We start from the raw sequence: 21,076 nt of genomic DNA, 5'->3' as shown, positions 1-21,076 counted from the left end.
AATGCGACAGCAGGTCGTCTTTGATAACGGCCCACTGGCGGGTGGTACTGCTTTCGCCAATCCCATCCAGACGATCCGCGCTGACACCACCGACGAAGTCGCCTCTGCCTTTGCAAAGATGGAAGAGGCGAAGGCCAAAGGCTATTGGCTGGCAGGTTATGCCAGTTATGAACTTGGTTATGTGTTTTCACCCAAGCTGCAGGACCGCATGCCGTTGAACAGAAGCTTGCCTTTGGTTCATTTCGGCGTTTTCGATGCGCCTATGCCCGCGCTGACAGATCAACCAGCGGGGTACGCAAAACTAACCAACTTTGCACCACAATGGGATCAAGGCCAATACGCCGCCGCTTTTGATCAGGTAAAACAATACATATCGGCAGGTGATATTTATCAGGCCAATCTCACGTTTCCACTCAAGGCCGAATACTCCGGCACGCCTTTAGCCCTCTACCATCGGCTACGCCTCAAACAGTCTGTTCCTTATGGTGCTTTTGTCGATCTTGGCGGCCCACCGCTATTATCTCGTTCACCCGAATTGTTCTTTTCGATAGATGAATTTGACCGCATCGAAACCAAACCAATGAAGGGGACTGCCGCGCGCGGAACGACACCAGAAGAGGATGCTGCGCAAATTGCGTGGCTCCAGAATTCTGAGAAGAACCAAGCGGAAAACCTCATGATTGTCGATTTAATGCGCAATGACATGAGTAAACTATCGCAAGTTGGTAGCGTCAAGGTGCCGGACCTTTTCAAGGTCGAAACCTATGCAACCTTACATCAACTCACATCTCGTATCGTCGCACAGTTGTTACCCGAAATTACGTTGTTCGACATATTTGAGGCGCTGTTTCCCTGTGGCTCCATCACTGGCGCCCCTAAGATCAGAGCGATGCAAATTTTGCGATCGTTAGAAGATGACGCGCGCGGGGCCTATTGTGGGGCGATTGGCTGGGTCGCTCCAACGGGTGAAATGCAATTCAACGTGGCGATCCGAACTGTTGTTTGTCACGATGGCGGTACAGCCCGACTAAATGTGGGTGGAGGGGTCGTGTATGACAGCACTCCAGAAGACGAATACGCCGAGGCACTCCTTAAATCGCGCTACGCAGCACTCTAGCGCAGGAAAGGTGTGCTTACCTCGGTCAGTCTGGACATACCTGTTTGGGCCATGGCGATGCTTATCTCGGCGCTCAACACGCCCCAAATGCGTTCCAACCCCTGTTCGCCCCCCGCCGCAATTGCGAACTGAAGCAAACGGCCAAAGAACATAAAATTGGCCGCTGCCATCATCGCCTTGAGGGCATCCTCACCAAAGCGTAGACCGCTGTCAAAAAGTACTGGCATTTTGGGACCAACAGCTTGCGGATCAAGCGCAGCATATCAAACGCCGCTGGCGCGCTTTCCAACTGGCGCGCGCCATGGCTTGAGACTTGGATCGCATCCACGCCTGCATTCTTGAGCTGTATCGCGTCCTCAATATCAAGCACACCTTTCACAACCAGCTTTTGTGGCCATGCTTCACGCATGCGCGCCAAAGTGTCCCAATCCGCAGCAGTGCGGCTTTCAGTGCGGTCAAAATCATAACCGGGCATGTCAAAGTTCGCCATTTACGGTTTGCCTTTGAACAGCTTGGTCAGAGACCACTGCGGATGCAGCGCAAAATCTAAAAACTGCTTTGGTCCTATTTTGAATGGCATCGTAAACCCGTGGCGCAATTCGCGCGGGCGGCGCCCAACTTCTGGCACATCAACGGTCAGGACCAACGTCTTGTACCCTGCCTGCAGCGCGCGTTCGACCAGTTTGAATGTCCCTGCCCCGTCGCCACTGAAATAGATTTGAAACCATGCATGGCCTTGTGCCACTTCGATGGTTTTCTCTAGCGGGGTTGAGGCAACTGTCGAAACACCGTGCGGCACCTTATGGCGCGCAGCAAGACGGGCCAACATCAGGTCATCCCCCGGCGCAAACAGGTTGCACATACCCATCGGCGCAATGCCAAACGGCCGCTCGGCAGGTACATCAAATAGTGTTGTCGCAAGGGAGCGATCGCTCACGTTGCGTAGAATGCAGGGCCGCAGTGTAACCGCGTCAAGGGCCGCACGATTGCGCGCGGCCCGTGTTTAATTTCCCGCTGTCCCATCGATGTAATCGAAAACCATCCAAGGTAGACGACGACGCGCAATACGACGTGCGTCGTCTGCCGAATGGATAGCATTCGCGCCCATTTAAGCGCTTACCGCTTTCATAAAGCGATCGCGGATCACAACGGGGTCCATCGTGATGACAGGCAGCTTGATGTTGCCGCTGTCGCATTTACACACGATGATCGTCATCTGCTTGCTGTCGATGGCCGATTGCAGAACAGGACCAAGGTCTTTGTCTTGCACTTCGATCACATTTTCACAGCCACATGCTGATGCAACAGCCGTCAAAGACGTCTTTTTGCCCGCATATGTCGGTTGATCTCCGGTTGAGCCATAAGACCCGTTGTCGATGATCAGCAGAATGTAGTTATCAGCCACATTGTTGGCGATTGTTGGCAACGTACCAAGGTTCGTCAGAACCGAACCATCACCATCAATGGAAATAACCGTCTTGTCCTGAGACAAAGCAAGGCCAAGACCAATGGACGAAGACAGGCCCATTGTGCCCAACATGTAAAAATTGGTGGGCTGATCGTCGATCATATGCAGCTCTTGGCTGGGAAGACCGATGTTACACACGACCAATTGGTCGCGCAGGATTGGCGCGATTTCGCGCAGAATTTCAGAGCGTATCATTGGTCCCCGTAGCCTCCCCAGAAGTTAGCATCCGTCAGAATCGCGACCGGCTTGTTGCACATGAATGTGTATTTCAGGATTGCATCAAATTCTTCCACATCCGACTGGTGGTGGAAGTGGTAGGTCGGGATTTTCATCTCAGCCAGCAGTGCTTTTGTGTGCACAGCCATCTCAACTTGGCAGGCTACAGGCTCGCGCAACTCACCCCGGTAAGAGATGATCATCGGCAGCGGCATCCGGTAGTATTGAATTAGTGTAGCCAGCGTGTTGATCGTGACGCCGATGGCCGTGTTTTGCATGATGATCGCAGGACGTTTGCCGCCCATAAAGGCACCAGCACACAGGCCCATGCCCTCGTCTTCTTTGTTGGATGGGATGTGGAAAATCTCGTCGCGCGCGTCGACTTCCTCGATCACACCAGCCAGCTGTTTGCAGGGCACGGTAGTGACAAAGGAGACGTTGTTGGCGACAAGATCATCTGTGATCTTCTTGTCGATGTTCATTGGTGGTATGCCTTTCTATGGAGTTATAGCGTGTTGTTTGGTATCGCGGCGCAAAAGCCCGCTGCGGAGCAGAGCACAAACGCCCCTTGCTCCGAATTATCTATCTCTGCTTGTCAGGACGTCATGTCAGCGTGATCCAAGGAAAGTTCTGCTGGGCAAAGCATAGCACCCCCCTCTTACTTCCATGGGTCCAAAACAATTTTTGGTTCTGCAACTGTTCCCGCGCGCAATGCAGCAAAAGCATCAGCACCTTCCGCCAATGGACGGTATTGGCACCAATCAAGCGCTCCAAGACGGCCATCAAAGATAGCAGCCGCAGTGTCACGAAAATCTTGATCGGTATAGGTATAGGTGCCGATAAACGTGATCTCTTGCAACGTCATGCGCCGCACATCCAAACCACCCGCGTCTTCACCCAAGCCAACATGCGCAATCACGCCCCCTGATGCTGCCAAAGCCGAGGCACTGGCCCGCGTGGCCGCATAGCCTACGGCGTCGATAACAACCGGATATTGCCCTTCGGTCTGCGCCACAGCATTTTCGCCCAGCCCTTTGAGGAAATCGCGGCGCACGTCATTTGGCTCGGTGATCGTTACATCACTCACACCCATCGCACGCAATGCTAACGCAGCCGCCAAACCAATCGCGCCGCCGCCAATCACTAACGCCCGCCGCTCGGAGCCATGATGCAATGCCTCAAGCGCAAGCCGCACCGCATGCCAGCTGACTGCAAGTGGTTCGGCCAATGCAGCATGTGCCAGTGAGACGTCATCTGGAACCGTCACCAAATTGGTGAAAGGCATGCTAATGTATTGCGCAAACGCACCTTGGCGGGGTTGCATCGAAATGATTTGCCGTTCAGGGCACAGGTTTTCGCGCCCCGTTGTACAGGCCAAACAAACCCCGCATGTTACCAAAGGGTTGATCGTTACCCGCCGCCCGTTCATACCACCACTGACAATCACACCAGCAGCTTCATGTCCAAGGATCAGTGGTGCGGGACGACGCGCATCATGCCCAAGATAGGCGTGCATATCTGAGCCGCAGATACCGACCGCTTCGATTCGGATCAGGTATTCACCCATTCCTGCAACGGGGGTGGGCATATCACGATACGCCAACGTTTCCATGCCATCATAAACCAATGCTTTCATTTCGCGGTAAACCCTCCATCGACCATCAGCACCTGCCCCGTCACATATGACGATGCTTCCGAACACAGGAATAACAGTGGGCCATCCAAATCTTGCAGCGCGCCATTGCGCCCAGCACAGGTTTGGGCGGCATTACGGGCTGCGCGATCTGGGTCAGAGAATACCGCCTGCGTCAGTTCGGTAGGGAAAAGTCCGGGGCCGATTGCATTGGCTGTAATACCGTCTGGCGACCATGCCTCGGCCATTGCGCGGGTAAGCTGGGCAATACCCGCTTTAGTCGCGCCATACGCAATCCCACCCGGAAAGGCGCGCGTTGTTTGCAACGATGCAAAATTCACAATCCGCCCCCAGCCTTTTTCGCGCATTGCTGGCACAAAGGCCTGCGACAGAAAGAAAGGTGCAGTAAGGTTAAGCGCAATCGTCTGATCCCAGCCTTCTGCCGTGACATCATCCGCCGCCTGCCGCGTGTTCACACCCGCAGCATGGACAATGATATCAGGGGCGCCAAACCGGGCTGAAACCGCCGCCTGCAGTGCCGCTATCCCGTCACGATTTGCGACATCAGCCGCAACAGCCGCACAGTTATCTCCTATCTCTGCACTCAGATCTTCCAACGCCTCTAACCTGCGTGCAACGCCCACCACCTGCGCTCCGGCGGCGGCCAACGCAACAGCCGCGCGGCGACCGAGGCCAGAGCTGGCTCCGGTCACACAGGCGACACGGCCTGTTAAATCAAAGAGAGTGCGCGGATCACCCATTGGCTGTCAGATCAAAGTTTTCATCGGGGAAGTATTTGGCTAGGCGCACATCCGCAGCACGAGCATGCCCCTCCATCCCTTCCAGACGGCTGATGCGCGCTGTCGCCTGCGCCACCCCTTTAGAACCCTCACGGGTTGCCCGCTGCCATGTGACGATTTTCATGTATTTATGAACGGACAAACCACCAGTATAACCCGCTGCACCAGATGTTGGCAGCACGTGGTTCGTGCCGCTGGCCTTGTCGCCATACGAAACTGTTGTCTCTTCGCCCAAGAACAGCGAGCCGTAGCACGTGAGGCGATCCAGCCACCATTCAAGGTCATCGGCCTGAACTGTCAGGTGTTCAGGCGCATAATCATCTGAACATGCGGCCATTTCTTCGCGGTCCGCACAGACGATCACCTCAGCATAGTCGCGCCACGCAGCAAATGCGTTCTCGCGATTGACGTCAGGAAGATCGTCGATCAACGCCGGAACCATTTCCATGACTTTTTCAGCCAACGCGCGGTCATCCGTGACCAACCAAACCGGAGAGTTATATCCATGCTCGGCCTGTGAGACCAAATCGGTTGCAACGATATGCGCATCCGCGCCTTTGTCCGCGAGGATCAGACTGTCTGTTGGGCCTGCAATCATATCAATGCCAACGCGGCCAAATAGAATACGCTTTGCCTCGGCCACAAACTGGTTGCCCGGTCCGACGAGGATGTTCGCCTTGGGCAAACCAAACAGGCCAAACGTCATCGCAGCAACGCCCTGAACACCGCCCAGCGCCATGATCTTGTCTGCGCCGCTGATGTGCGCGGCATATACAATCGCAGGGGGTACACCTGAATCGGGTCGCGGCGGGGAACAGGCAGTGATGTGCCCACATCCAGCAACCTTGGCGGTTGTAACTGTCATAATCGCCGACGCGATGTGGCTATAACGTCCACCCGGAACGTAGCAGCCTGCAGCATCAACCGGAATTGCCTTTTGGCCCGCGATCAACCCCGGAACGATTTCCATCTCAACATCAGAAACCGTGGCTTTTTGAACTTCGGCAAATCGTTTTACGTTGTCATGGGCAAAGCGGATATCTGCTTTCAACTTTTCAGGCACCATGGCACAGGCCGCATCGATTTCTTCTGCCGTAAGGACGACATTGCCATCGTAACGGTCGAACTTCTTGGCGTATTCTAACGCTTTTGCGTCACCGCCAACTTCGATATCGGCAAGAATATTCTTTACGATCTCATGTGTTTCCGACGCATCCGACATAGGGGTGAGCGTGGCTTTCTTAAGGTATTCACGTGTCATGGATCAGGTCCTAATTTTAAATCCCAAGCAACAGACCAAATGAAATGGCATGCACTCCACGTGTGGCATACCTACCCTGCCCCAACGCGAAGCCTTTCAAATGGCTGTGTTAGAAACCATTGTAAGCGCTTACATCTCGATCATACAAGCGCTTACATTGAACAATCCTCCGATTACCTGAACTTTAATTATCTTCCATTTACCTTCATTGTGATATCCAAAAAGCGGAAAAGAGAGACGATGACCTCAAACCGATCAACACCTACGCTGGATGACGTCGCAAAGACTGCTGGCGTTTCCACGGCGATGGTTTCGCGGTGCTTGAATTCAACGGATCGCGTTGTCAAATCCACCCGTAAAAAGGTTTTGAAGGCGGTAGAAATTTTGGAATACACACCAAATTTTGGTGCAAGGGTGATGGCAGCCAAAAGGACATTTACAATTGGCGCAATTATTCCGACGATGGAAAATGCAATTTTGCCCGTAGCTTGCAGCCTTTTCAGGAAGAATTACACGAACAAGGCTACACTCTTCTTGTGTCCAGCACCGCCTATCGCCCCGACAGAGAAGAAGAACAAATTCGCGCATTGATTTCGCGGGGCGCTGACGGCTTATTGCTAATTGGTTATGATCGCGCGCCAGAGATTTACAGCTATCTGGAGCAGCAAGGCGTTCCCGCCCTAATTGCTTGGGCCTACTCTCCCCTGGTCGAACGACCTGCCATTGGCTTTGATAATCATGCATCTATGAAATTACTCGCGCAGGAGGTTATCGACCGTGGTCACCACCGAATCGGTATGATCTCAGCTGTGACCAAAGGCAACGACCGCGCAACCGATCGGTTGGCTGGCAACACAGACGCGCTGAATGATAACGGCCTATCTGCAGATGATGTGCCCGTCATTCAAACATCTTATGGGTTCGACAACGGCGAAGCCTCCATGAAGGCATTGATGAGCGCCCCAAATCCGCCCACTGCGGTGATGTGTGGGAATGACGTTTTGGCCGTGGGTGCCATGCGCGGCGCCAAAGCGTTGGGTCTCGAAGCCCCTCGCGATGTTTCAGTCACGGGTTTTGACGACATTGAACTGGCGCGAATTGTAACTCCAAGTCTGACTACCGTGCATGTCCCTCACGGGGAAATGGGCACAAAAGCGGCCTGTACCCTCATCGACCTTGTCAAAGGCAACCAGAGCATTGGCCCGGTCAAGCTTCAGATATCTGTGAAGATCCGCGAATCCCTTGGGCCCGCCCCAACCAATTAGAGGCGTGACAATACCCTCCGCTTTGCCCAAGTTACGCTGAAACACATGATTTGGGGCGGTGAAATCAAAATGCAAATACTGGTAGCTGGCGCAGGGATCGTAGGGATTTCAACGGCAATCTGGCTGCAGCGCGCGGGTCATGATGTGGTTGTGGTAGACCGCGCAGGCCCAGCAAGTGGCACCAGCCATGGCAATGCGGGCGTTCTGGCTGCCGGTGCTGTTGTTCCAGTCACAACACCCGGCTTGGCGTTCAAAGCGCCTAGTATGCTGCTTGACCGCGACGCACCATTGTTTTTGCGTTGGTCCTATCTGCCCCGCCTGATCCCGTTTTTGAGACGCTATCTGTCTTACGCAAATGATGCCCACGTTGATCACTACGCCAAATCTATGGCCATGCTCTTGCATGATACGGTTGAGCAACATCAAGCACTGGCGGCTGACACTCCGGCGGCCAGATACATTTCAACAGAAGACTATTGTTTCGGCTACGCAAAACGGTACGATTTTGATGCCGACAGCTACGGCTGGGGCAAACGCGAGGCGCAGGGCGTCAAATATGACGTGGTAAATGGCGCTGAGTACGCCGCGTATGACCCTGTTTTTGGTGATGCATTTGAAACGGTTGTCAGGTGCAAAAACCATGGCCGCATCAGCGACCCCGGTGCATATGTAACCGCCTTGGCAGATCATTTTGTCGCGCAGGGCGGCCAGTTACAGATAACCCAAATCAACGACATCAAAATGCACGATGGCGCAGTTACGGCACTGGAAACAGATGACGGCCGCCTAAGCGCAGATAGAATCGTCTTTGCCATGGGCCCATGGTCGCGCGAAATCGCCCATAAATTGGGCGTAAAAGTCCCGTTTGAAAGTGAACGTGGCTATCACATCGAATTAACCAACCCCTCTATCATGCCACGTGCGCCGATGATGGTTGCTTCTGGAAAGTTTGTCCTAACGCCGATGGAGGGCCGCCTGCGTGCTGCTGGCGTGATCGAATTTGGCGGCTTGGATGCGCCCGCATCCCGTGGCCCCCTTGAAATGCTACGCCGACAGGTCAAAAAACTACTGCCGGACATAGCGTATGACGAGATCATCGAATGGATGGGTCACCGCCCTGCCCCCGCCGACAGCCTACCAATTATCGGCGCCAATGATAGCAAAGGTCTCAGCTACAGCGCCTTCGGCCATCAACACGTCGGATTGACAGGCGGACCAAAAACGGGTCGGATCATCGCTGAGCTAATATCGGAGCGCTCCCCCAATATCGATCTGCGCCCCTTTGACCCCTCAAAATACAAAGGCCGTTAGAGCCACCATAACCGGGAGACCACAATGAATACATTTACAAAACTTGGAACAACAGTCGCAGCCACAGCACTGATGGCTGGCGCAGCCTTTGCAGATGGCCACGCACAAAAGTGGGACATGCCAATGGCCTACGCGGCCAGCAATTTCCACTCGGAACAGGGTGTGATTTTTGCTGATAAAGTGCGCGAGTACACATCAGGCGCAATCGACATCACAGTTCATGCGGGCGGTTCATTGTTCGGTGGCGGTGATATCAAACGTGCCGTTCAGACCGGTCAGGTCAACATCGGTGAACGTTTCATGTCTGCGCACGCAAACGAAGCACCCCTGCTGGGCTGGGACAACCTGCCCTTCCTTGCCACCAGCTATGAAGACAATGCAAAACTGTGGGACGTCTCAAAAGACATTGTAAACGCACAGCTTTCCGATCTTAACTTGGTTGCGCTTTATACCTGCCCTTGGCCAGGTCAGGGTTTCTACTTTGACAAAGAAGTAAACTCTTCGGCTGATACCCAAGGCGTCAAGTTCCGCTCGTATAACTCGGCCACTGCAACCTTCGCCGAAGAACTGGGCATGATCCCAGTTCAGATCGAAGCAGCAGAACTGTCCCAAGCATTGGCAACTGGTGTGGCATCAGCGTTCATCTCTTCGGGTTCTACTGGATATGACCGCAAGGTTTGGGAGCACTTGAGCCACTATTACAAGGTCAACGCATGGCTGCCGCGCAACTACGTTGTTGCAAATAAGCAGGCGTGGGACGGTCTTGATGAGGCAACTCAAGCTGGCGTTATGAAAGCCGCAGACGAAACAGCCGCATCATGCGGTGCAAAGTCTGCTGAACTGTCCAGCTTCTACTTTGATGAGCTGTCCAAAAACGGCATGACCGTTACGGATGCTTCGCCAGAATTCCTTGCCGAGCTGAAAGTTATTGGCGCAAAAATGACCGCCGAATGGTTGGAAACTGCGGGCGCTGATGGTCAGGCCATCCTCGACGCATATAACGCCGCCAACTAAGCGACACTGGCGCGTCTGAGGGTTTCAGGCGCGCCAAACAACACTCAAAGGATTTTCCATGCGTGACTGGTCGCCAGTGCTGGGCCTGCCCTTGTGGGTATGGCTGTTTATTTTGCCATCCCTATTCGGGTTTATCTGTTTTTTCGCCCGCCCTAGATTAGAACGCGTGATGCGCCCGATCTGGCGCATATTGGATGGCGTCTATTTTGCCTCCGGCGCCATTGCTGCGTGCTTCATGGTCACGATTCTTTTGCTGATCGTCGCGCAGATGGTGGCACGCTGGACCAATGTCGCCCTTCCCGGCACAACCGAATTTGCAGGCTACGCCATGGCCGCCACTTCATTCTTTGCGCTGTGCCATGCACTGACGCGCGGCGCACATATCCGTGTTTCGATTATCCTCAATTGGAACCGCCACACATCGCGCTGGCTTGATCTGTTTGCCGTGTTTGGCGCAGCTGTAATCGCCACCTATTTTGCCCGCTTTGCGGTCAAGACCACCATCTTGTCTGAAATGATCAATGATCGCACCCAAGGACAGGATCAAATCCCCGAATGGGTTGTAACCTTCCTGAGCCTCCCTGCAACGCCGATTGGCGATTGGGGCAGTGCGATGGGCAGCGCATCTTCCAAGTTGGTTTATACACCTGTCTGGATTCCCCAACTGGCCATGTCAGTGGGCGCAATCCTTCTGGCCGTTGCGCTGTGGGATACCCTGTACCGCACCATCATAACGGGCAAGAACCCCATCGTATCGGAGGGCGTGGAATGACCGAAGCCTATGCAACCGTTGTCTTTCTGTTTGTCCTGTTCACCTTGCTGGGGTCCTCGATCTGGATTGGTCTAGCCCTAATGGGGGTCGCGTGGGTCGGCCTAGAGCTGTTCACCAACAGCCCTGCCGGGGACGCCATGATTACCACCATCTGGACCTCAAGCAGCAGTTGGACACTGACCGCACTGCCCCTGTTTATTTGGATGGGTGAAATCCTGTATCGAACGCGCTTATCCCAAGACATGTTTCGCGGCCTCGCGCCTTGGATGCGCTGGCTACCGGGTGGGTTGCTGCACACCAATATCGCGGCCTGCACCATTTTCGCTGCCGTTTCAGGGTCATCTGCTGCAACCCTAACAACCGTTGGCAAGATGAGTATCCCCGAGCTGCGCAAACGCGGCTATCCCGAATACATGATCATTGGCACGCTTGCGGGTGCGGCTACATTGGGTCTGATGATCCCGCCTTCCCTAACGCTAATTGTGTACGGCGTTTCGATCAATGAGAGCATCATCAAGTTGTTTATGGCTGGCATTATCCCCGGTCTGGTTCTCGCCAGCCTGTTTATGGGTTATATTGCTGTGTGGCACTTTGTGAAGCCAGATCAGCGGCCCCCGCCCGAACCGCCAATGTCTTTCGGCACCATGCTGGCCGAAAGCCGTTTTTTAATCCCTGTGCTCATGCTGGTTTTTGCCGTCATCGGGTCGATGTATTTTGGCTGGGCCACAGCGACCGAAGCCGCGGCTGTCGGTGTTCTTGGCTCGCTCATCCTTGCGCTGTTCCAAGGTTCTCTTAGCTTTAACACGTTCCTTGAAAGCCTCATGGGGGCCACGCGCACATCTGCAATGATTGCCTTGATCCTGATGGGTGCTGCGTTTTTGTCCCTTTCCATGGGCTTTACAGGCCTGCCGCGTGCTTTGGCTGCGTGGATTGACGAGATGAACCTGTCACCAATCGTTTTGATCGCTGCGTTGACCGTGTTCTACATCATCCTTGGCATGTTCCTTGATGGTATTTCGTCGGTGGTTTTGACCATGGCAATTGTTGAACCCATGATCCGCCAAGCAGGCATTGATGTGATCTGGTTTGGTATCTTCATCGTGGTTGTTGTTGAAATGGCGCAGGTCACGCCCCCTATCGGCTTCAACCTGTTTGTCCTGCAAGGCATGACCAAACACGAGATTTCCTACATCTCAAAGGTTGCGCTGCCCATGGTCGGGCTAATGCTGTTGATGGTTGTGATCCTTGTCGCCTTCCCCGAATTGGCGACGTGGCTGCCTGACAAAATCAGCGCCAATCAGGCCAGATGACACCCCGCGTTACGGTTTTACAATTGGACACCGATTTTCCCCGCATCGCGGGGGATGTCGGTGCCATTGAAAGCTACGCACGCGCGCCACAGATCATCAAAATTGCAGGGGCGTCTGTAGGACGCATTGTTACTGGACGGCCCCAAGACATCGACATCACCCCCTTTGAGGAAGCCTTGCAGCGCGCGCAGGGCGATATCATTGTGACGTCTTGCGGGTTTCTGTCCTACTGGCAGGACCACCTTGCTGCGCTGACGGACCGCCCGTTTATCAGCTCGTCTTTGACAGCACTTAAGGATCTGACGCAGATACACGCACCTGAGGCATTGCGCATCACTACATTTGATGCCGCCCGCCTTGGTCCTTTGCATTTGGGTGATCACCCTGAGTATGCCCAAAGCATCATAGGTTTGCCCCCTGCGCATCACTTGCGAGAGGTTATTTCAAAAAACCTGACGACCTTGAACCGCGCGCAAGCAACTACAGAAATCACCGAATTATTGACGAAAACCCAGACAGCCAAACACCAGCACATCCTACTAGAATGCACCAATCTGCCGCCCTACCGCGAGGCGATCAAGGCGGCTACGGGCCTGCCTGTTACAGATATTCTAACAAGGATCGAGGCAACCTGTCCGGGTGCAGTTGCACCTAGATTTGCACAAAAACCGCCTAGTTGATCGGAAACCGCTTAAGGCAGCCCGGCGCGTTGCGCTGGTAATCAGCCAATGTCTCAACCACATCGCGGCGGTCACGCATGGCAGCCATTGCGCGTTTTTTGCTATTCCAGTTGCCGCTCACGTGACGCTCTAGGATCAGCACAGAAATGCCTACCAAGACGTTCTTTTCCGGATCATCCATCAATCCAGCGGCATTCAACGTGACACCCGTCATGGCCATCATATTCGCACAGCGAATGGCCGCCGCTTCGTCGCCCTCATAGACGCGCTGTGCAGCGGACACATCCGAGGCCGCCATCAGCAGTACAAGGGCTAAGGCACGCATCAAAATACCTTAAATGTCATCGTAGTCAGTGATCGTTCAATCCCATCAATGTCCAGCAGATTGTCGTTGATATACACACCGACATCTTCGCTTTTGGGGATATAAACCTTCATCAACAGATCAAAATCGCCCGACGTTGAATAAAGCTCGGAATGGATCTCACGCTGGGCAATCGCATCAGCAACCGAATAGGTTGTACCGGGTCTGCAGCGGATCTGGATAAAAACACATGTGCTCATGAAAAGCTCCTGAAGTGGCTGTACCCTAGGCTGGCACGAAGCCACATTGCCTGCAATCCCCCATCGCCCCTTGGCGTTGGGTTATGCCCTGTTATAAGGGCACAAACACGTCAACGGAGCATTCCCATGCGTAAGGCCAAGATCACCCGCACAACCGCCGAGACGAATATCAGCGTTGAGATAAACCTCGATGGCACAGGCATCTATGACAACGAGACTGGCGTGGGCTTTTTTGACCACATGCTGGACCAGCTTTCGCGTCATGCGCTGATTGATATGACCGTACGCTGCACAGGCGATCTGCACATCGACGATCACCACACTGTTGAGGACGTAGGCATCGCGCTGGGTCAGGCATTGACGCAAGCCGTTGGCGACAAACGCGGTATTGTGCGCTACGGCTCCTGCTTGTTGCCGATGGATGATGCATTGGTGCGCGCAGCACTTGATTTATCTGCGCGCCCTATCCTTGTTTGGAACGTTGATCTGCCTACCCAAAAGATCGGCACGTTTGACACCGAATTGGTGCGCGAATTCTTCCAAGCTTTTGCAACACACGGCGGCATCACATTGCACGTTGATCAGTTGCATGGCCTCAACAGCCACCACATCGCCGAGGCTGCCTTCAAGGCCGTTGCCCGCGCGTTGCGCGACGCATTGGAAAGCGACCCGCGCAAATCAGACGCAATCCCGTCGACCAAAGGTATGCTCTAAATGCTCACCGCAATTATCGACTACGAAAGCGGCAATCTACACTCGGCCCACAAAGCGTTTGAGCGTATGGCCCGCGAAACGGATGCTGGCGAAGTAACTGTAACCGCTGATGCGGATGTCATCGCGCGCGCGGATCGCATTGTATTGCCCGGTGACGGCGCATTTCCCGCCTGCATGTCCGAACTAAAAGGTAAAAGCGGCATCTACGCTGCGATGATCGAAGCCGTTGAAGAAAAAGGACGGCCTTTCCTTGGGATTTGTGTCGGAATGCAACTCATGGCGACATGGGGGCGTGAGTATGAGGATACCAAAGGCCTTGATTGGGTCGCTGGCGAAGTCACCCGCATCGCGCCTACTGACAAAAGCCTAAAAGTCCCGCACATGGGCTGGAACGATCTGGTGCTCGATGCCCCCCACCCTGTTTTTGATGGGATCAAGACGGGCGATCACACCTATTTTGTACACAGCTACCACATGGCCGTTTCAGACCCCGCACAACGGTTGGCGCATGTAGATTACGCCAGTGAAGTCACCGCCATCATTGGGCGTGACAACATGATCGGCATGCAGTTCCACCCCGAAAAGAGCCAAGGAACAGGCTTGCGGATGATATCCAACTTCCTGAAATGGGCACCCTAACCTAGGTTGCTTTGACATATTTCCAGATCAAACCAGAAAACGCGGATGCGCACTGCACCCGCGTTTATCAATCCAAGTTACAATAATGGCGGCGTTTTAGTTCACGCGGTTCCACGTCTGTTTTTTGCAGATCGGCCCAACGCAACCAGACACTTTCAATATATTGCCTGACAGCGACATCTTTGACTTATACGTCTTGTCAGTGGACGGCTGCCAGATTTTGCCTGACTTATACGAACCGCCGCCAGACGGGGCCATATCCCAAACCAGCTTCTTGCCAAGGTTCTTGGACTTGTACTCGCCGTCACTATTGAAAGTACGCGCAATTGTACCACACAGGGCTTGGCCGCACTTGCTCATTTTCACATGTGCATAAGCGCCATCGTCGACCTGCGTCTTCCACGTCCCCAATGCCGGGTCCGCCCAAGCGGCACCTGCAAACGCAATCGCAGCAAAAGCTGCAGTCAAAATCATCCTCATCGTGGTTCCTCCCTAGAACTGCGCAACAGCATGCCCAGCCACACGCGTTCAGGCAAGGTTAACCTTAGGTCGCGTTGCACATCGCGCCATTCCATGCAAAACCGCCCCCAAGCTTTTACAAAGGGTGCATGCCATGATCCTCTATCCCGCAATTGACCTCAAAGACGGCCAAGCCGTACGCCTTGTCCACGGCGACATGGAGCGTTCAACCGTGTTTAACGACAACCCTGCCGCCCAAGCGCAGGAATTTGTCGATGCAGGATGTAAATGGTTGCATCTTGTTGATCTAAATGGCGCATTTGCAGGGTCCCCCGTGAACGCAGCCCCTGTTGAGGCGATCCTCAAGCAGTGCAAAGTACCCGCACAACTGGGCGGCGGTATCCGCGACATGGCCACAATCGAGGCTTGGCTGGACAAAGGCCTCGCCCGCGTAATCTTGGGCACAATCGCAGTCGAAAACCCCGATCTGGTACGCGAAGCCGCCCGCGCCTTCCCAAACCAAGTTGCAGTAGGAATCGATGCCCGCAATGGCCGCGTGGCCACCAAAGGCTGGGCCGAAGAAACCGACGTGATGGTCACGGACCTCGCCAAATCATTTGAGGACGCAGGCGTCGCCGCGATCATCTACACCGACATCATGCGCGACGGCGCGATGGGCGGACCCAACATTGACGCGACTGCCGCGTTGGCCCGCGCAGTCAACATCCCCATCATAGCATCGGGCGGCGTGTCCTCACTTGCAGATTTGACCGCACTCAAAGCCACAGGGGTAATCAGCGGCGCGATCTCAGGTCGCGCACTTTATGATGGTGCAATTGATTTAGGTGAGGCACTCAAAGCACTGAATAAGTGACCCTTTCGAATATGTGGATCGGTCTTCTATTTGTCTTTGGACTAGCCAATCTACTTTCAGGCCAAGCGCGTGATTCATATGCAAGGTTAATCCTGAAGTGGGCCTGTTCATTTTTCTTTTTCTGGGCCTTTCCATTGGCGCTTTTTGACTTACGATGTAGTGGCAGCGTGCTTAAAGGGCTCGTGAATTGTAGCCCGACCTTTCTGGCGGAAATCGGGAACGCACTAAGCCTACCTTTGTTGCTCGGTCAAATTCTAATCCCGCTCGCGGGTATTCCTCTTTTGATCGTAGCTTGCTTTAGGGAGTACCTCTCTCGGCGCAACATCACCTGATCCCTTGCCCAACACCCAATCCCCCGCTACACCGCATTCATGTTAAAAACACGTATCATTCCCTGCTTAGATGTCGCCGATGGCCGTGTGGTCAAAGGTGTGAATTTCGTCGGCCTGCGTGACGCAGGCGATCCTGTGGATGCCGCCATCGCCTATGATGCCGCTGGCGCGGATGAGCTGTGCTTTCTCGACATTCACGCCACCCATGAGAACCGTGGCACCATGTTTGATCTGGTGCGCCGCACGGCGGAACATTGCTATATCCCCCTCACTGTAGGCGGCGGCGTGCGTACCCCCGCAGACGTGCGCGCCCTTCTGCTCGCTGGCGCTGACAAGGTCAGCTTCAACTCCGCCGCAGTCGCCAATCCCGATGTTGTCGCCGAGGCCGCAGATCAATTCGGCAGCCAATGCATCGTCGCCGCGATTGATGCAAAAACAGTCAGCCCCGGAAAGTGGGAAATCTTCACGCACGGTGGCCGCAAATCCACAGGTATCGATGCCGTTGAATTTGCAATCACCATGATGGAAAAAGGCGCAGGTGAAATCCTGCTCACCTCTATGGACCGTGATGGCACAAAACAGGGCTTTAACCTGCCCCTCACCCGCGCCATTTCTGATGCCGTAACCATGCCAGTGATCGCGTCAGGCGGCGTTGGCAATCTAGATCACCTTGTTGACGGAGTTATCGAGGGTGGCGCATCCGCAGTCCTTGCCGCGTCCATCTTCCACTTTGGCGAATATACAATTGGTCAGGCCAAACAACACATGGCCGAGGCCGGCATCCCGATGAGGCTCACATGACCCTTGATGATCTGTACCAAACCATCCTAGCCCGCAAATCCGCTGATCCAACCTCCAGCTGGACAGCACAGTTATTGGATAAAGGCCCCGAAAAATGCGCCGAGAAATTCGGCGAAGAAGCCATTGAGGCGATCATAGAAGCCGTCAAAGATGACAAGGCGGGCCTAACAGATGAAGCAGCTGATGTGCTTTATCACTTGCTGGTCATGCTCGCCGCTCGTGATGTGCCTTTTTCGGATGTCATGGACGAGCTATCCCGCCGTCAATCCCAATCTGGCGTTGCTGAAAAAGCAAGCCGTTAAGGCATTAAACGGCACGACAAGCGCCTAAACCGCTTGCGGACTAATTCGTTGAAACTTGCGGACCCAAATCATGTGATCGCGCGTTCGCGCGTCGATCAGATCACAGTTTGCCAGATCACAGCTTGCTTGAAATAATGCCCGTCGCAAAGCCGCCCATGCGCAATTCACCAAACAGGCGCTGGTATTCAATCTTGGGGCATCGGTTTTGCACAACATCAATGCCGCGTTCCTCAGCCGTTGCTGCTGCTTGCGCATTTTCAACACCGATCTGCATCCAGATTGTTCGTAGATCCGGCAAATGCTCAAGTGCCTCGTCCACGATCTCTGGCACGGCCTCAGAACGGCGAAAAATATCCACCATATCCACTGGCCCCTCAATCTCGGCAAGAGATCCAACAGCCACAGACCCGAACAGCGATTGGCCCGTCAGCTTGGGATTCACAGGGATAATCGTCACCCCACGCAGCGACAGATACCGCGCCACAAAATAACTCGCACGCACTGGGTTGTCAGAAACACCCACAACAGCGACCCGCTTCATGCGCTTGAGAATGTCTTTTAGAAAGGTATCGGAATAATTCATGCCATACCCCTAACAGGCTGTGGGCAATAAAAAAACCTCTCGGACAATGCCGAGAGGTTAAAAGTGGGAACAGGGACAAAACGCGGGCTGGATGTTCCAAACCAAACCCGTTGAATTGAATATAGGTGCGATGCGCACGGATAACAGAGCGACAAAATGTCCAACCGAAATCCAGCCCAGCCATGAGCTAAATATCGCCGAAGATAAAACTCAATCAAAGATATCTTCAACCAGATCAAACGCTTCTTCTGCAAACTTACGAAACAGGCTTTTGCGCTTCTTGGGCCGCTTCACCGGTTTCTTAGATTTAGCCTTGGTCAATTTGCGCGTTTTGCGTACCGCTGGTTGATGCGTCACGGCATCAGGCCTTTCGCGCGCCGCCACAGGCATTGCCTTAAGTTTGCTGAGCGGCGCACCACACGCGCCACAGGTCAACGTATGGTGCCCCGCATCAAGGCGCAGTACTGCCCGCGTGCCGCAATGACAGCAGGTCGCAATCTTTGTCGGATGGGCTATGGCCCTACTCCCTATTTGTGGTCCCTAGTAGCATATAGGCCGATTGCAGCAGCATTTGAGACGTTGAGAGAGCCAAAATCAGCACCCGCGTCAATACGTACCAGTGCGTCCACAGTCTCACGCGTCTTTTCGCGCAAACCGGGCCCTTCAGCTCCCAGCACAAGCGCCACGGCGCGATCCCGTTTACCTTCAACCGCCGTTTCGATGGTGATGTCTGCATCACCGTCTAGCCCCAGCACCAGATACCCCATATTTTGCAGTTCTCGGATACCATCAGACAGATTGCGGATTCGCAGATAGGGTTGACGTTCCAACGCACCAGAGGCTGTTTTCGCCAACGCGCCAGTTTCAGGCGCCGAATGGTGACGTGTACCAATCACCGCTGACGCGCCCAGCACCTCAGCAGAGCGCAAAATGGCACCAACGTTATGCGGATCAGTCACACGGTCCAGCATGATCACACGCGGCGCTTCTGCACCTATGCAAACATCGGCCATACGGCCCCAGTCCAGAGGTTTAACTTCCAGAACAACCCCTTGGTGCACGGAACCCTGATCAATTGGAGGGCGGAATTTGCGTGGATCGACAACTTCGGGGACAATACCACTGGCAGAAACTGCGTCTTCTAGCTTGGCCAAAGCATTTGGCGTGACCATCAGCGTCAGCTTTGTGCGCGCAGGATTCATCAACGCGTCCCGCACAGCATGCAGACCAAACAGCCAAAGCGTCTCACGCGCCTCTACTTTTTTGCCCTGTTCTTTCTCAACAACCCACTTAGGTTTCTTCATCGCTGCCCCCTGACATTGCGCGTCTGACGCCCCCTCTACCCCTTTGAGCGCCCCGCGCCAAGCCTCCCTCAATATGCCCGCATACAAGAGCGAATTCCCAAGCAGAGACCTGGCCAAATAATTCCTCCTAAATCATAAGATTTAGAGGTTGACGCCCACCAGACCCGCAGGTAATTCAGGCTCAAGTGGGCGACAGGCCGCAAGGTGTGGCAGGGGACTGTAACTCCCTCGCGGAGACGCACGTCTGGTTCGATTCCAGAGTCGCCCACCATTACAAATCAACCACTTACGCGATTTTTCGCTTTGGGAAGAATTCAATAAAAATTGGGGCGGTCCCAACACCTGGTCCCAAGTCTCGTTCTGTTCTTGTTCTATTCTCTGAGCATTTGAGCAGATTTTGAAAGCACCTTTCGATTTACTTCTTTACGATAGTGAGCAACCTTCTCAGCGCTTTGCCCCGTGACCGCTTGAATCTCCGCGTCACTTGCACCAGCTTCAGCGAGCTGAACGATCGAGAGCTTTCGAAGCCCATGAAGGCTATAGGGCTTGGCTTTCAGGCCCAAAGAAAGTCGCCATTTGCTGAATGTTTTCTCAACCGCATGATATGTCAGTGGTTCTGTGAGATTTTTAGGAAGTACGTGCTGCCCTTCGATTGGTAGATCATCGATGAATTTACGGAGCGGCCGAGGACAGTAGACCTCCATATTTTTTGGCCCATCTCGTCTCTTAGGACCATCCACTCACCCTGAAACTGATCCCGTCGCATTGCGACAGCAGCTCCTGGCCTTTGCCCGGTTCCCAAAATTAGGTGCGCTAGTATTTGAACCCGCGTGGGGGCATTCCGCAGCGCATCAATCATCCAGTCAGGCCAAGGCTTGAATTCACGCTTCGTTCCAAAATGGACAATACCCTTTGCTGGATTGGGTCCCAACGGCCAATCCAAATGTTGGGCCGCAAAATTCCACAGCAACGAAACTGTCTGGAGAAGGCGGCCCGCTTTCTTTGGTGTATCAGACAGAGACTGATGGGCAGCCCGAAGGTTTTGGCGGCTTGTGGACATCAATGCCTTAGCGCCATTGCTCAACAAAATGGACTCCATCGGTGGACGATACGACTTCTTTGTACTTTGAGCCAGATTGTCCTGAATCCGCCGATCTGCTCTCCAAGCCTCAATGCATTGCTGCCAAGTGTGCTTACTCAGAACAACCTGACTGCTGTGTCGGCCTGCTTCACACGTCCAATACAAACGATCCAATTCTTTGGCATCGCACTGCCAATCAAGTTGAATAGCCCTTTCCTTGCGTTTTCCGTTCTCAAGCCAAGTTGTTCGGTGAAACGGACGCCAGCCTCGGCGATCCCCCTTCCAAGTCCATTTCAGATGAGGTTTTGTAATTCTAGGCTTTGGTGGCCGTTTCATAGTGTGAATTCTTCCTCTGGCCGGGCGGCCACTCCAGATAAAATCGCTTCAAGATCAGATACAATCCAGAGTTTGTAGGTCCCGATAATTGTGGGCCCAGGCAAAGCGCCACAGGCCACCAGACTCCAAAACTCTTTAAGCGACATGTCGAGCATCACCGAAGCTGACGCCGATGCCTTAGCGGCAGAGCTCAAAGCGAGGTATCCGTGGATGGCGGAGGCAACCGAGACGGTTTTGACT

The 21,076-nt window shown here is 53.9% G+C and carries 23 protein-coding genes, 1 tRNA gene and 2 pseudogenes; 13 read left to right on the top strand and 13 right to left on the bottom strand.

Translation table 11 applies throughout. The annotated features are described in order from the left end of the window. The first annotated feature begins 1 nt into the window (after position 1). Complete coding sequence (locus V7775_RS11330) at positions 2 to 1,117, top strand: aminodeoxychorismate synthase component I (RefSeq protein WP_335752024.1); 1,116 nt, start codon at positions 2 to 4, stop codon at positions 1,115 to 1,117. Here the strand turns inward: V7775_RS11330 and V7775_RS11325 are convergent. The 7 genes and pseudogenes from V7775_RS11325 to V7775_RS11295 all read right to left on the bottom strand — a co-directional run bounded on the left by V7775_RS11325 (position 1,114) and on the right by V7775_RS11295 (position 6,842). After that, positions 1,114 to 2,225, bottom strand: a pseudogene (locus V7775_RS11325) (alpha-hydroxy acid oxidase). The gene V7775_RS11330 and the pseudogene V7775_RS11325 overlap by 4 nt on opposite strands. Further along, entirely contained in the window at positions 2,226 to 2,780 is a 555-nt protein-coding gene (gene comE / locus V7775_RS11320; RefSeq protein WP_335751999.1) for a sulfopyruvate decarboxylase subunit beta, read from the bottom strand. Beyond that, positions 2,777 to 3,283, bottom strand: a complete 507-nt coding sequence (locus V7775_RS11315; protein WP_335751998.1) for a thiamine pyrophosphate-binding protein — start codon at positions 3,281 to 3,283, stop codon at positions 2,777 to 2,779. Before V7775_RS11315 ends, comE begins: the two co-directional genes overlap by 4 nt. Before the next feature lie 176 nt (positions 3,284 to 3,459). Continuing rightward, positions 3,460 to 4,437 carry an alcohol dehydrogenase catalytic domain-containing protein gene (locus V7775_RS11310; RefSeq protein WP_335751997.1) on the bottom strand — a complete coding sequence of 326 codons (978 nt, stop codon included), beginning with the start codon at positions 4,435 to 4,437 and terminating at the stop codon, positions 3,460 to 3,462. Continuing rightward, on the bottom strand, positions 4,434 to 5,195 hold the full coding sequence (locus V7775_RS11305) for an SDR family NAD(P)-dependent oxidoreductase (RefSeq protein WP_335751996.1): 762 nt from the start codon (positions 5,193 to 5,195) through the stop codon (positions 4,434 to 4,436). Before V7775_RS11305 ends, V7775_RS11310 begins: the two co-directional genes overlap by 4 nt. Continuing rightward, a complete protein-coding gene (gene hisD, locus V7775_RS11300) occupies positions 5,188 to 6,495 on the bottom strand; it encodes a histidinol dehydrogenase (RefSeq protein WP_335751995.1) in 1,308 nt (435 codons plus the stop codon). The genes V7775_RS11305 and hisD overlap by 8 nt, the downstream gene beginning before the upstream one ends. Positions 6,496 to 6,683: 188 nt before the next feature. Next, complete coding sequence (locus V7775_RS11295; RefSeq protein WP_335752025.1) at positions 6,684 to 6,842, bottom strand: hypothetical protein; 159 nt, start codon at positions 6,840 to 6,842, stop codon at positions 6,684 to 6,686. Here V7775_RS11295 and V7775_RS11290 point away from each other — a divergent pair. The 6 genes and pseudogenes from V7775_RS11290 to V7775_RS11265 all read left to right on the top strand — a co-directional run bounded on the left by V7775_RS11290 (position 6,802) and on the right by V7775_RS11265 (position 12,847). Then, a pseudogene (locus tag V7775_RS11290) lies at positions 6,802 to 7,760 on the top strand (LacI family DNA-binding transcriptional regulator). The gene V7775_RS11295 and the pseudogene V7775_RS11290 sit on opposite strands and share 41 nt — an antisense overlap. Before the next feature lie 69 nt (positions 7,761 to 7,829). After that, positions 7,830 to 9,071: an NAD(P)/FAD-dependent oxidoreductase gene (locus tag V7775_RS11285; RefSeq protein ID WP_335751994.1), complete on the top strand. Its 1,242-nt coding sequence runs from the start codon at positions 7,830 to 7,832 to the stop codon at positions 9,069 to 9,071. Between the two features lie 24 nt (positions 9,072 to 9,095). Further along, entirely contained in the window at positions 9,096 to 10,085 is a 990-nt protein-coding gene (locus tag V7775_RS11280) for a TRAP transporter substrate-binding protein (protein ID WP_335751993.1), read from the top strand. A 58-nt stretch (positions 10,086 to 10,143) separates the two neighbouring features. Then, on the top strand, positions 10,144 to 10,857 hold the full coding sequence (locus V7775_RS11275) for a TRAP transporter small permease (RefSeq protein WP_335751992.1): 714 nt from the start codon (positions 10,144 to 10,146) through the stop codon (positions 10,855 to 10,857). Then, the gene (locus tag V7775_RS11270) at positions 10,854 to 12,167 is read left to right on the top strand and encodes a TRAP transporter large permease (protein ID WP_335751991.1); all 1,314 of its coding nucleotides are present in this window, start codon (positions 10,854 to 10,856) and stop codon (positions 12,165 to 12,167) included. Before V7775_RS11275 ends, V7775_RS11270 begins: the two co-directional genes overlap by 4 nt. Further along, a complete protein-coding gene (locus V7775_RS11265; protein WP_335751990.1) occupies positions 12,164 to 12,847 on the top strand; it encodes a hypothetical protein in 684 nt (227 codons plus the stop codon). The genes V7775_RS11270 and V7775_RS11265 overlap by 4 nt, the downstream gene beginning before the upstream one ends. On the opposite strand, the gene V7775_RS11260 is transcribed toward V7775_RS11265, so the two are convergent. Then, complete coding sequence (locus tag V7775_RS11260; protein ID WP_335751989.1) at positions 12,840 to 13,172, bottom strand: hypothetical protein; 333 nt, start codon at positions 13,170 to 13,172, stop codon at positions 12,840 to 12,842. The genes V7775_RS11265 and V7775_RS11260 overlap by 8 nt on opposite strands. After that, complete coding sequence (locus V7775_RS11255) at positions 13,172 to 13,411, bottom strand: Lrp/AsnC ligand binding domain-containing protein (protein ID WP_335751988.1); 240 nt, start codon at positions 13,409 to 13,411, stop codon at positions 13,172 to 13,174. Before V7775_RS11255 ends, V7775_RS11260 begins: the two co-directional genes overlap by 1 nt. A gap of 126 nt (positions 13,412 to 13,537) precedes the next feature. Here V7775_RS11255 and hisB point away from each other — a divergent pair, with 126 nt between their 5' ends. Beyond that, a complete protein-coding gene (gene hisB, locus V7775_RS11250) occupies positions 13,538 to 14,125 on the top strand; it encodes an imidazoleglycerol-phosphate dehydratase HisB (protein WP_335751987.1) in 588 nt (195 codons plus the stop codon). Then, positions 14,126 to 14,764, top strand: a complete 639-nt coding sequence (hisH, locus tag V7775_RS11245; protein WP_335751986.1) for an imidazole glycerol phosphate synthase subunit HisH — start codon at positions 14,126 to 14,128, stop codon at positions 14,762 to 14,764. It begins immediately after the preceding gene. Positions 14,765 to 14,860: 96 nt separating this feature from the next. Here the strand turns inward: hisH and V7775_RS11240 are convergent, their stop codons facing one another. Continuing rightward, on the bottom strand, positions 14,861 to 15,244 hold the full coding sequence (locus V7775_RS11240) for a DUF2147 domain-containing protein (RefSeq protein WP_335751985.1): 384 nt from the start codon (positions 15,242 to 15,244) through the stop codon (positions 14,861 to 14,863). A gap of 133 nt (positions 15,245 to 15,377) precedes the next feature. Here V7775_RS11240 and hisA point away from each other — a divergent pair, with 133 nt between their 5' ends. The 3 genes from hisA to V7775_RS11225 all read left to right on the top strand — a co-directional run bounded on the left by hisA (position 15,378) and on the right by V7775_RS11225 (position 17,532). After that, entirely contained in the window at positions 15,378 to 16,097 is a 720-nt protein-coding gene (hisA, locus tag V7775_RS11235; protein ID WP_335751984.1) for a 1-(5-phosphoribosyl)-5-[(5-phosphoribosylamino)methylideneamino]imidazole-4-carboxamide isomerase, read from the top strand. A gap of 371 nt (positions 16,098 to 16,468) precedes the next feature. Continuing rightward, positions 16,469 to 17,230: an imidazole glycerol phosphate synthase subunit HisF gene (gene hisF / locus V7775_RS11230; protein WP_335751983.1), complete on the top strand. Its 762-nt coding sequence runs from the start codon at positions 16,469 to 16,471 to the stop codon at positions 17,228 to 17,230. Then, on the top strand, positions 17,227 to 17,532 hold the full coding sequence (locus tag V7775_RS11225) for a phosphoribosyl-ATP diphosphatase (protein ID WP_335751982.1): 306 nt from the start codon (positions 17,227 to 17,229) through the stop codon (positions 17,530 to 17,532). The genes hisF and V7775_RS11225 overlap by 4 nt, the downstream gene beginning before the upstream one ends. 115 nt (positions 17,533 to 17,647) lie before the next feature. On the opposite strand, the gene V7775_RS11220 is transcribed toward V7775_RS11225, so the two are convergent. The 3 genes from V7775_RS11220 to rlmB all read right to left on the bottom strand — a co-directional run bounded on the left by V7775_RS11220 (position 17,648) and on the right by rlmB (position 19,419). Then, on the bottom strand, positions 17,648 to 18,115 hold the full coding sequence (locus tag V7775_RS11220) for a CoA-binding protein (RefSeq protein ID WP_335751981.1): 468 nt from the start codon (positions 18,113 to 18,115) through the stop codon (positions 17,648 to 17,650). Between the two features lie 210 nt (positions 18,116 to 18,325). Next, complete coding sequence (locus V7775_RS11215; protein ID WP_335751980.1) at positions 18,326 to 18,472, bottom strand: hypothetical protein; 147 nt, start codon at positions 18,470 to 18,472, stop codon at positions 18,326 to 18,328. A 170-nt stretch (positions 18,473 to 18,642) separates the two neighbouring features. Next, positions 18,643 to 19,419 carry a 23S rRNA (guanosine(2251)-2'-O)-methyltransferase RlmB gene (gene rlmB, locus V7775_RS11210; RefSeq protein WP_335751979.1) on the bottom strand — a complete coding sequence of 259 codons (777 nt, stop codon included), beginning with the start codon at positions 19,417 to 19,419 and terminating at the stop codon, positions 18,643 to 18,645. Between the two features lie 187 nt (positions 19,420 to 19,606). Here rlmB and V7775_RS11205 point away from each other — a divergent pair. After that, positions 19,607 to 19,690, top strand: a tRNA-Tyr gene (locus tag V7775_RS11205). The last annotated feature ends 1,386 nt before the right edge of the window (positions 19,691 to 21,076 follow it).

Origin of the sequence: Sulfitobacter sp. (assembly GCF_036960155.1) — a bacterium.
Classification (GTDB): domain Bacteria; phylum Pseudomonadota; class Alphaproteobacteria; order Rhodobacterales; family Rhodobacteraceae; genus Sulfitobacter.
The sequence above is the reverse complement of the archived record's forward strand: the minus strand, read 5'-3'. Positions and strand labels throughout refer to the sequence as shown.

Coding starts and splice junctions, on each gene's coding strand:
- V7775_RS11330 (WP_335752024.1), top strand. CDS start 2: ATGCGACAGCAGGTCGTCTTTGATAACGGCCCACTGGCGGGTGGTACT.
- comE (WP_335751999.1), bottom strand. CDS start 2,780: ATGATACGCTCTGAAATTCTGCGCGAAATCGCGCCAATCCTGCGCGAC.
- V7775_RS11315 (WP_335751998.1), bottom strand. CDS start 3,283: ATGAACATCGACAAGAAGATCACAGATGATCTTGTCGCCAACAACGTC.
- V7775_RS11310 (WP_335751997.1), bottom strand. CDS start 4,437: ATGAAAGCATTGGTTTATGATGGCATGGAAACGTTGGCGTATCGTGAT.
- V7775_RS11305 (WP_335751996.1), bottom strand. CDS start 5,195: ATGGGTGATCCGCGCACTCTCTTTGATTTAACAGGCCGTGTCGCCTGT.
- hisD (WP_335751995.1), bottom strand. CDS start 6,495: ATGACACGTGAATACCTTAAGAAAGCCACGCTCACCCCTATGTCGGAT.
- V7775_RS11285 (WP_335751994.1), top strand. CDS start 7,830: ATGCAAATACTGGTAGCTGGCGCAGGGATCGTAGGGATTTCAACGGCA.
- V7775_RS11280 (WP_335751993.1), top strand. CDS start 9,096: ATGAATACATTTACAAAACTTGGAACAACAGTCGCAGCCACAGCACTG.
- V7775_RS11275 (WP_335751992.1), top strand. CDS start 10,144: ATGCGTGACTGGTCGCCAGTGCTGGGCCTGCCCTTGTGGGTATGGCTG.
- V7775_RS11270 (WP_335751991.1), top strand. CDS start 10,854: ATGACCGAAGCCTATGCAACCGTTGTCTTTCTGTTTGTCCTGTTCACC.
- V7775_RS11265 (WP_335751990.1), top strand. CDS start 12,164: ATGACACCCCGCGTTACGGTTTTACAATTGGACACCGATTTTCCCCGC.
- V7775_RS11260 (WP_335751989.1), bottom strand. CDS start 13,172: ATGCGTGCCTTAGCCCTTGTACTGCTGATGGCGGCCTCGGATGTGTCC.
- V7775_RS11255 (WP_335751988.1), bottom strand. CDS start 13,411: ATGAGCACATGTGTTTTTATCCAGATCCGCTGCAGACCCGGTACAACC.
- hisB (WP_335751987.1), top strand. CDS start 13,538: ATGCGTAAGGCCAAGATCACCCGCACAACCGCCGAGACGAATATCAGC.
- hisH (WP_335751986.1), top strand. CDS start 14,126: ATGCTCACCGCAATTATCGACTACGAAAGCGGCAATCTACACTCGGCC.
- V7775_RS11240 (WP_335751985.1), bottom strand. CDS start 15,244: ATGAGGATGATTTTGACTGCAGCTTTTGCTGCGATTGCGTTTGCAGGT.
- hisA (WP_335751984.1), top strand. CDS start 15,378: ATGATCCTCTATCCCGCAATTGACCTCAAAGACGGCCAAGCCGTACGC.
- hisF (WP_335751983.1), top strand. CDS start 16,469: ATGTTAAAAACACGTATCATTCCCTGCTTAGATGTCGCCGATGGCCGT.
- V7775_RS11225 (WP_335751982.1), top strand. CDS start 17,227: ATGACCCTTGATGATCTGTACCAAACCATCCTAGCCCGCAAATCCGCT.
- V7775_RS11220 (WP_335751981.1), bottom strand. CDS start 18,115: ATGAATTATTCCGATACCTTTCTAAAAGACATTCTCAAGCGCATGAAG.
- rlmB (WP_335751979.1), bottom strand. CDS start 19,419: ATGAAGAAACCTAAGTGGGTTGTTGAGAAAGAACAGGGCAAAAAAGTA.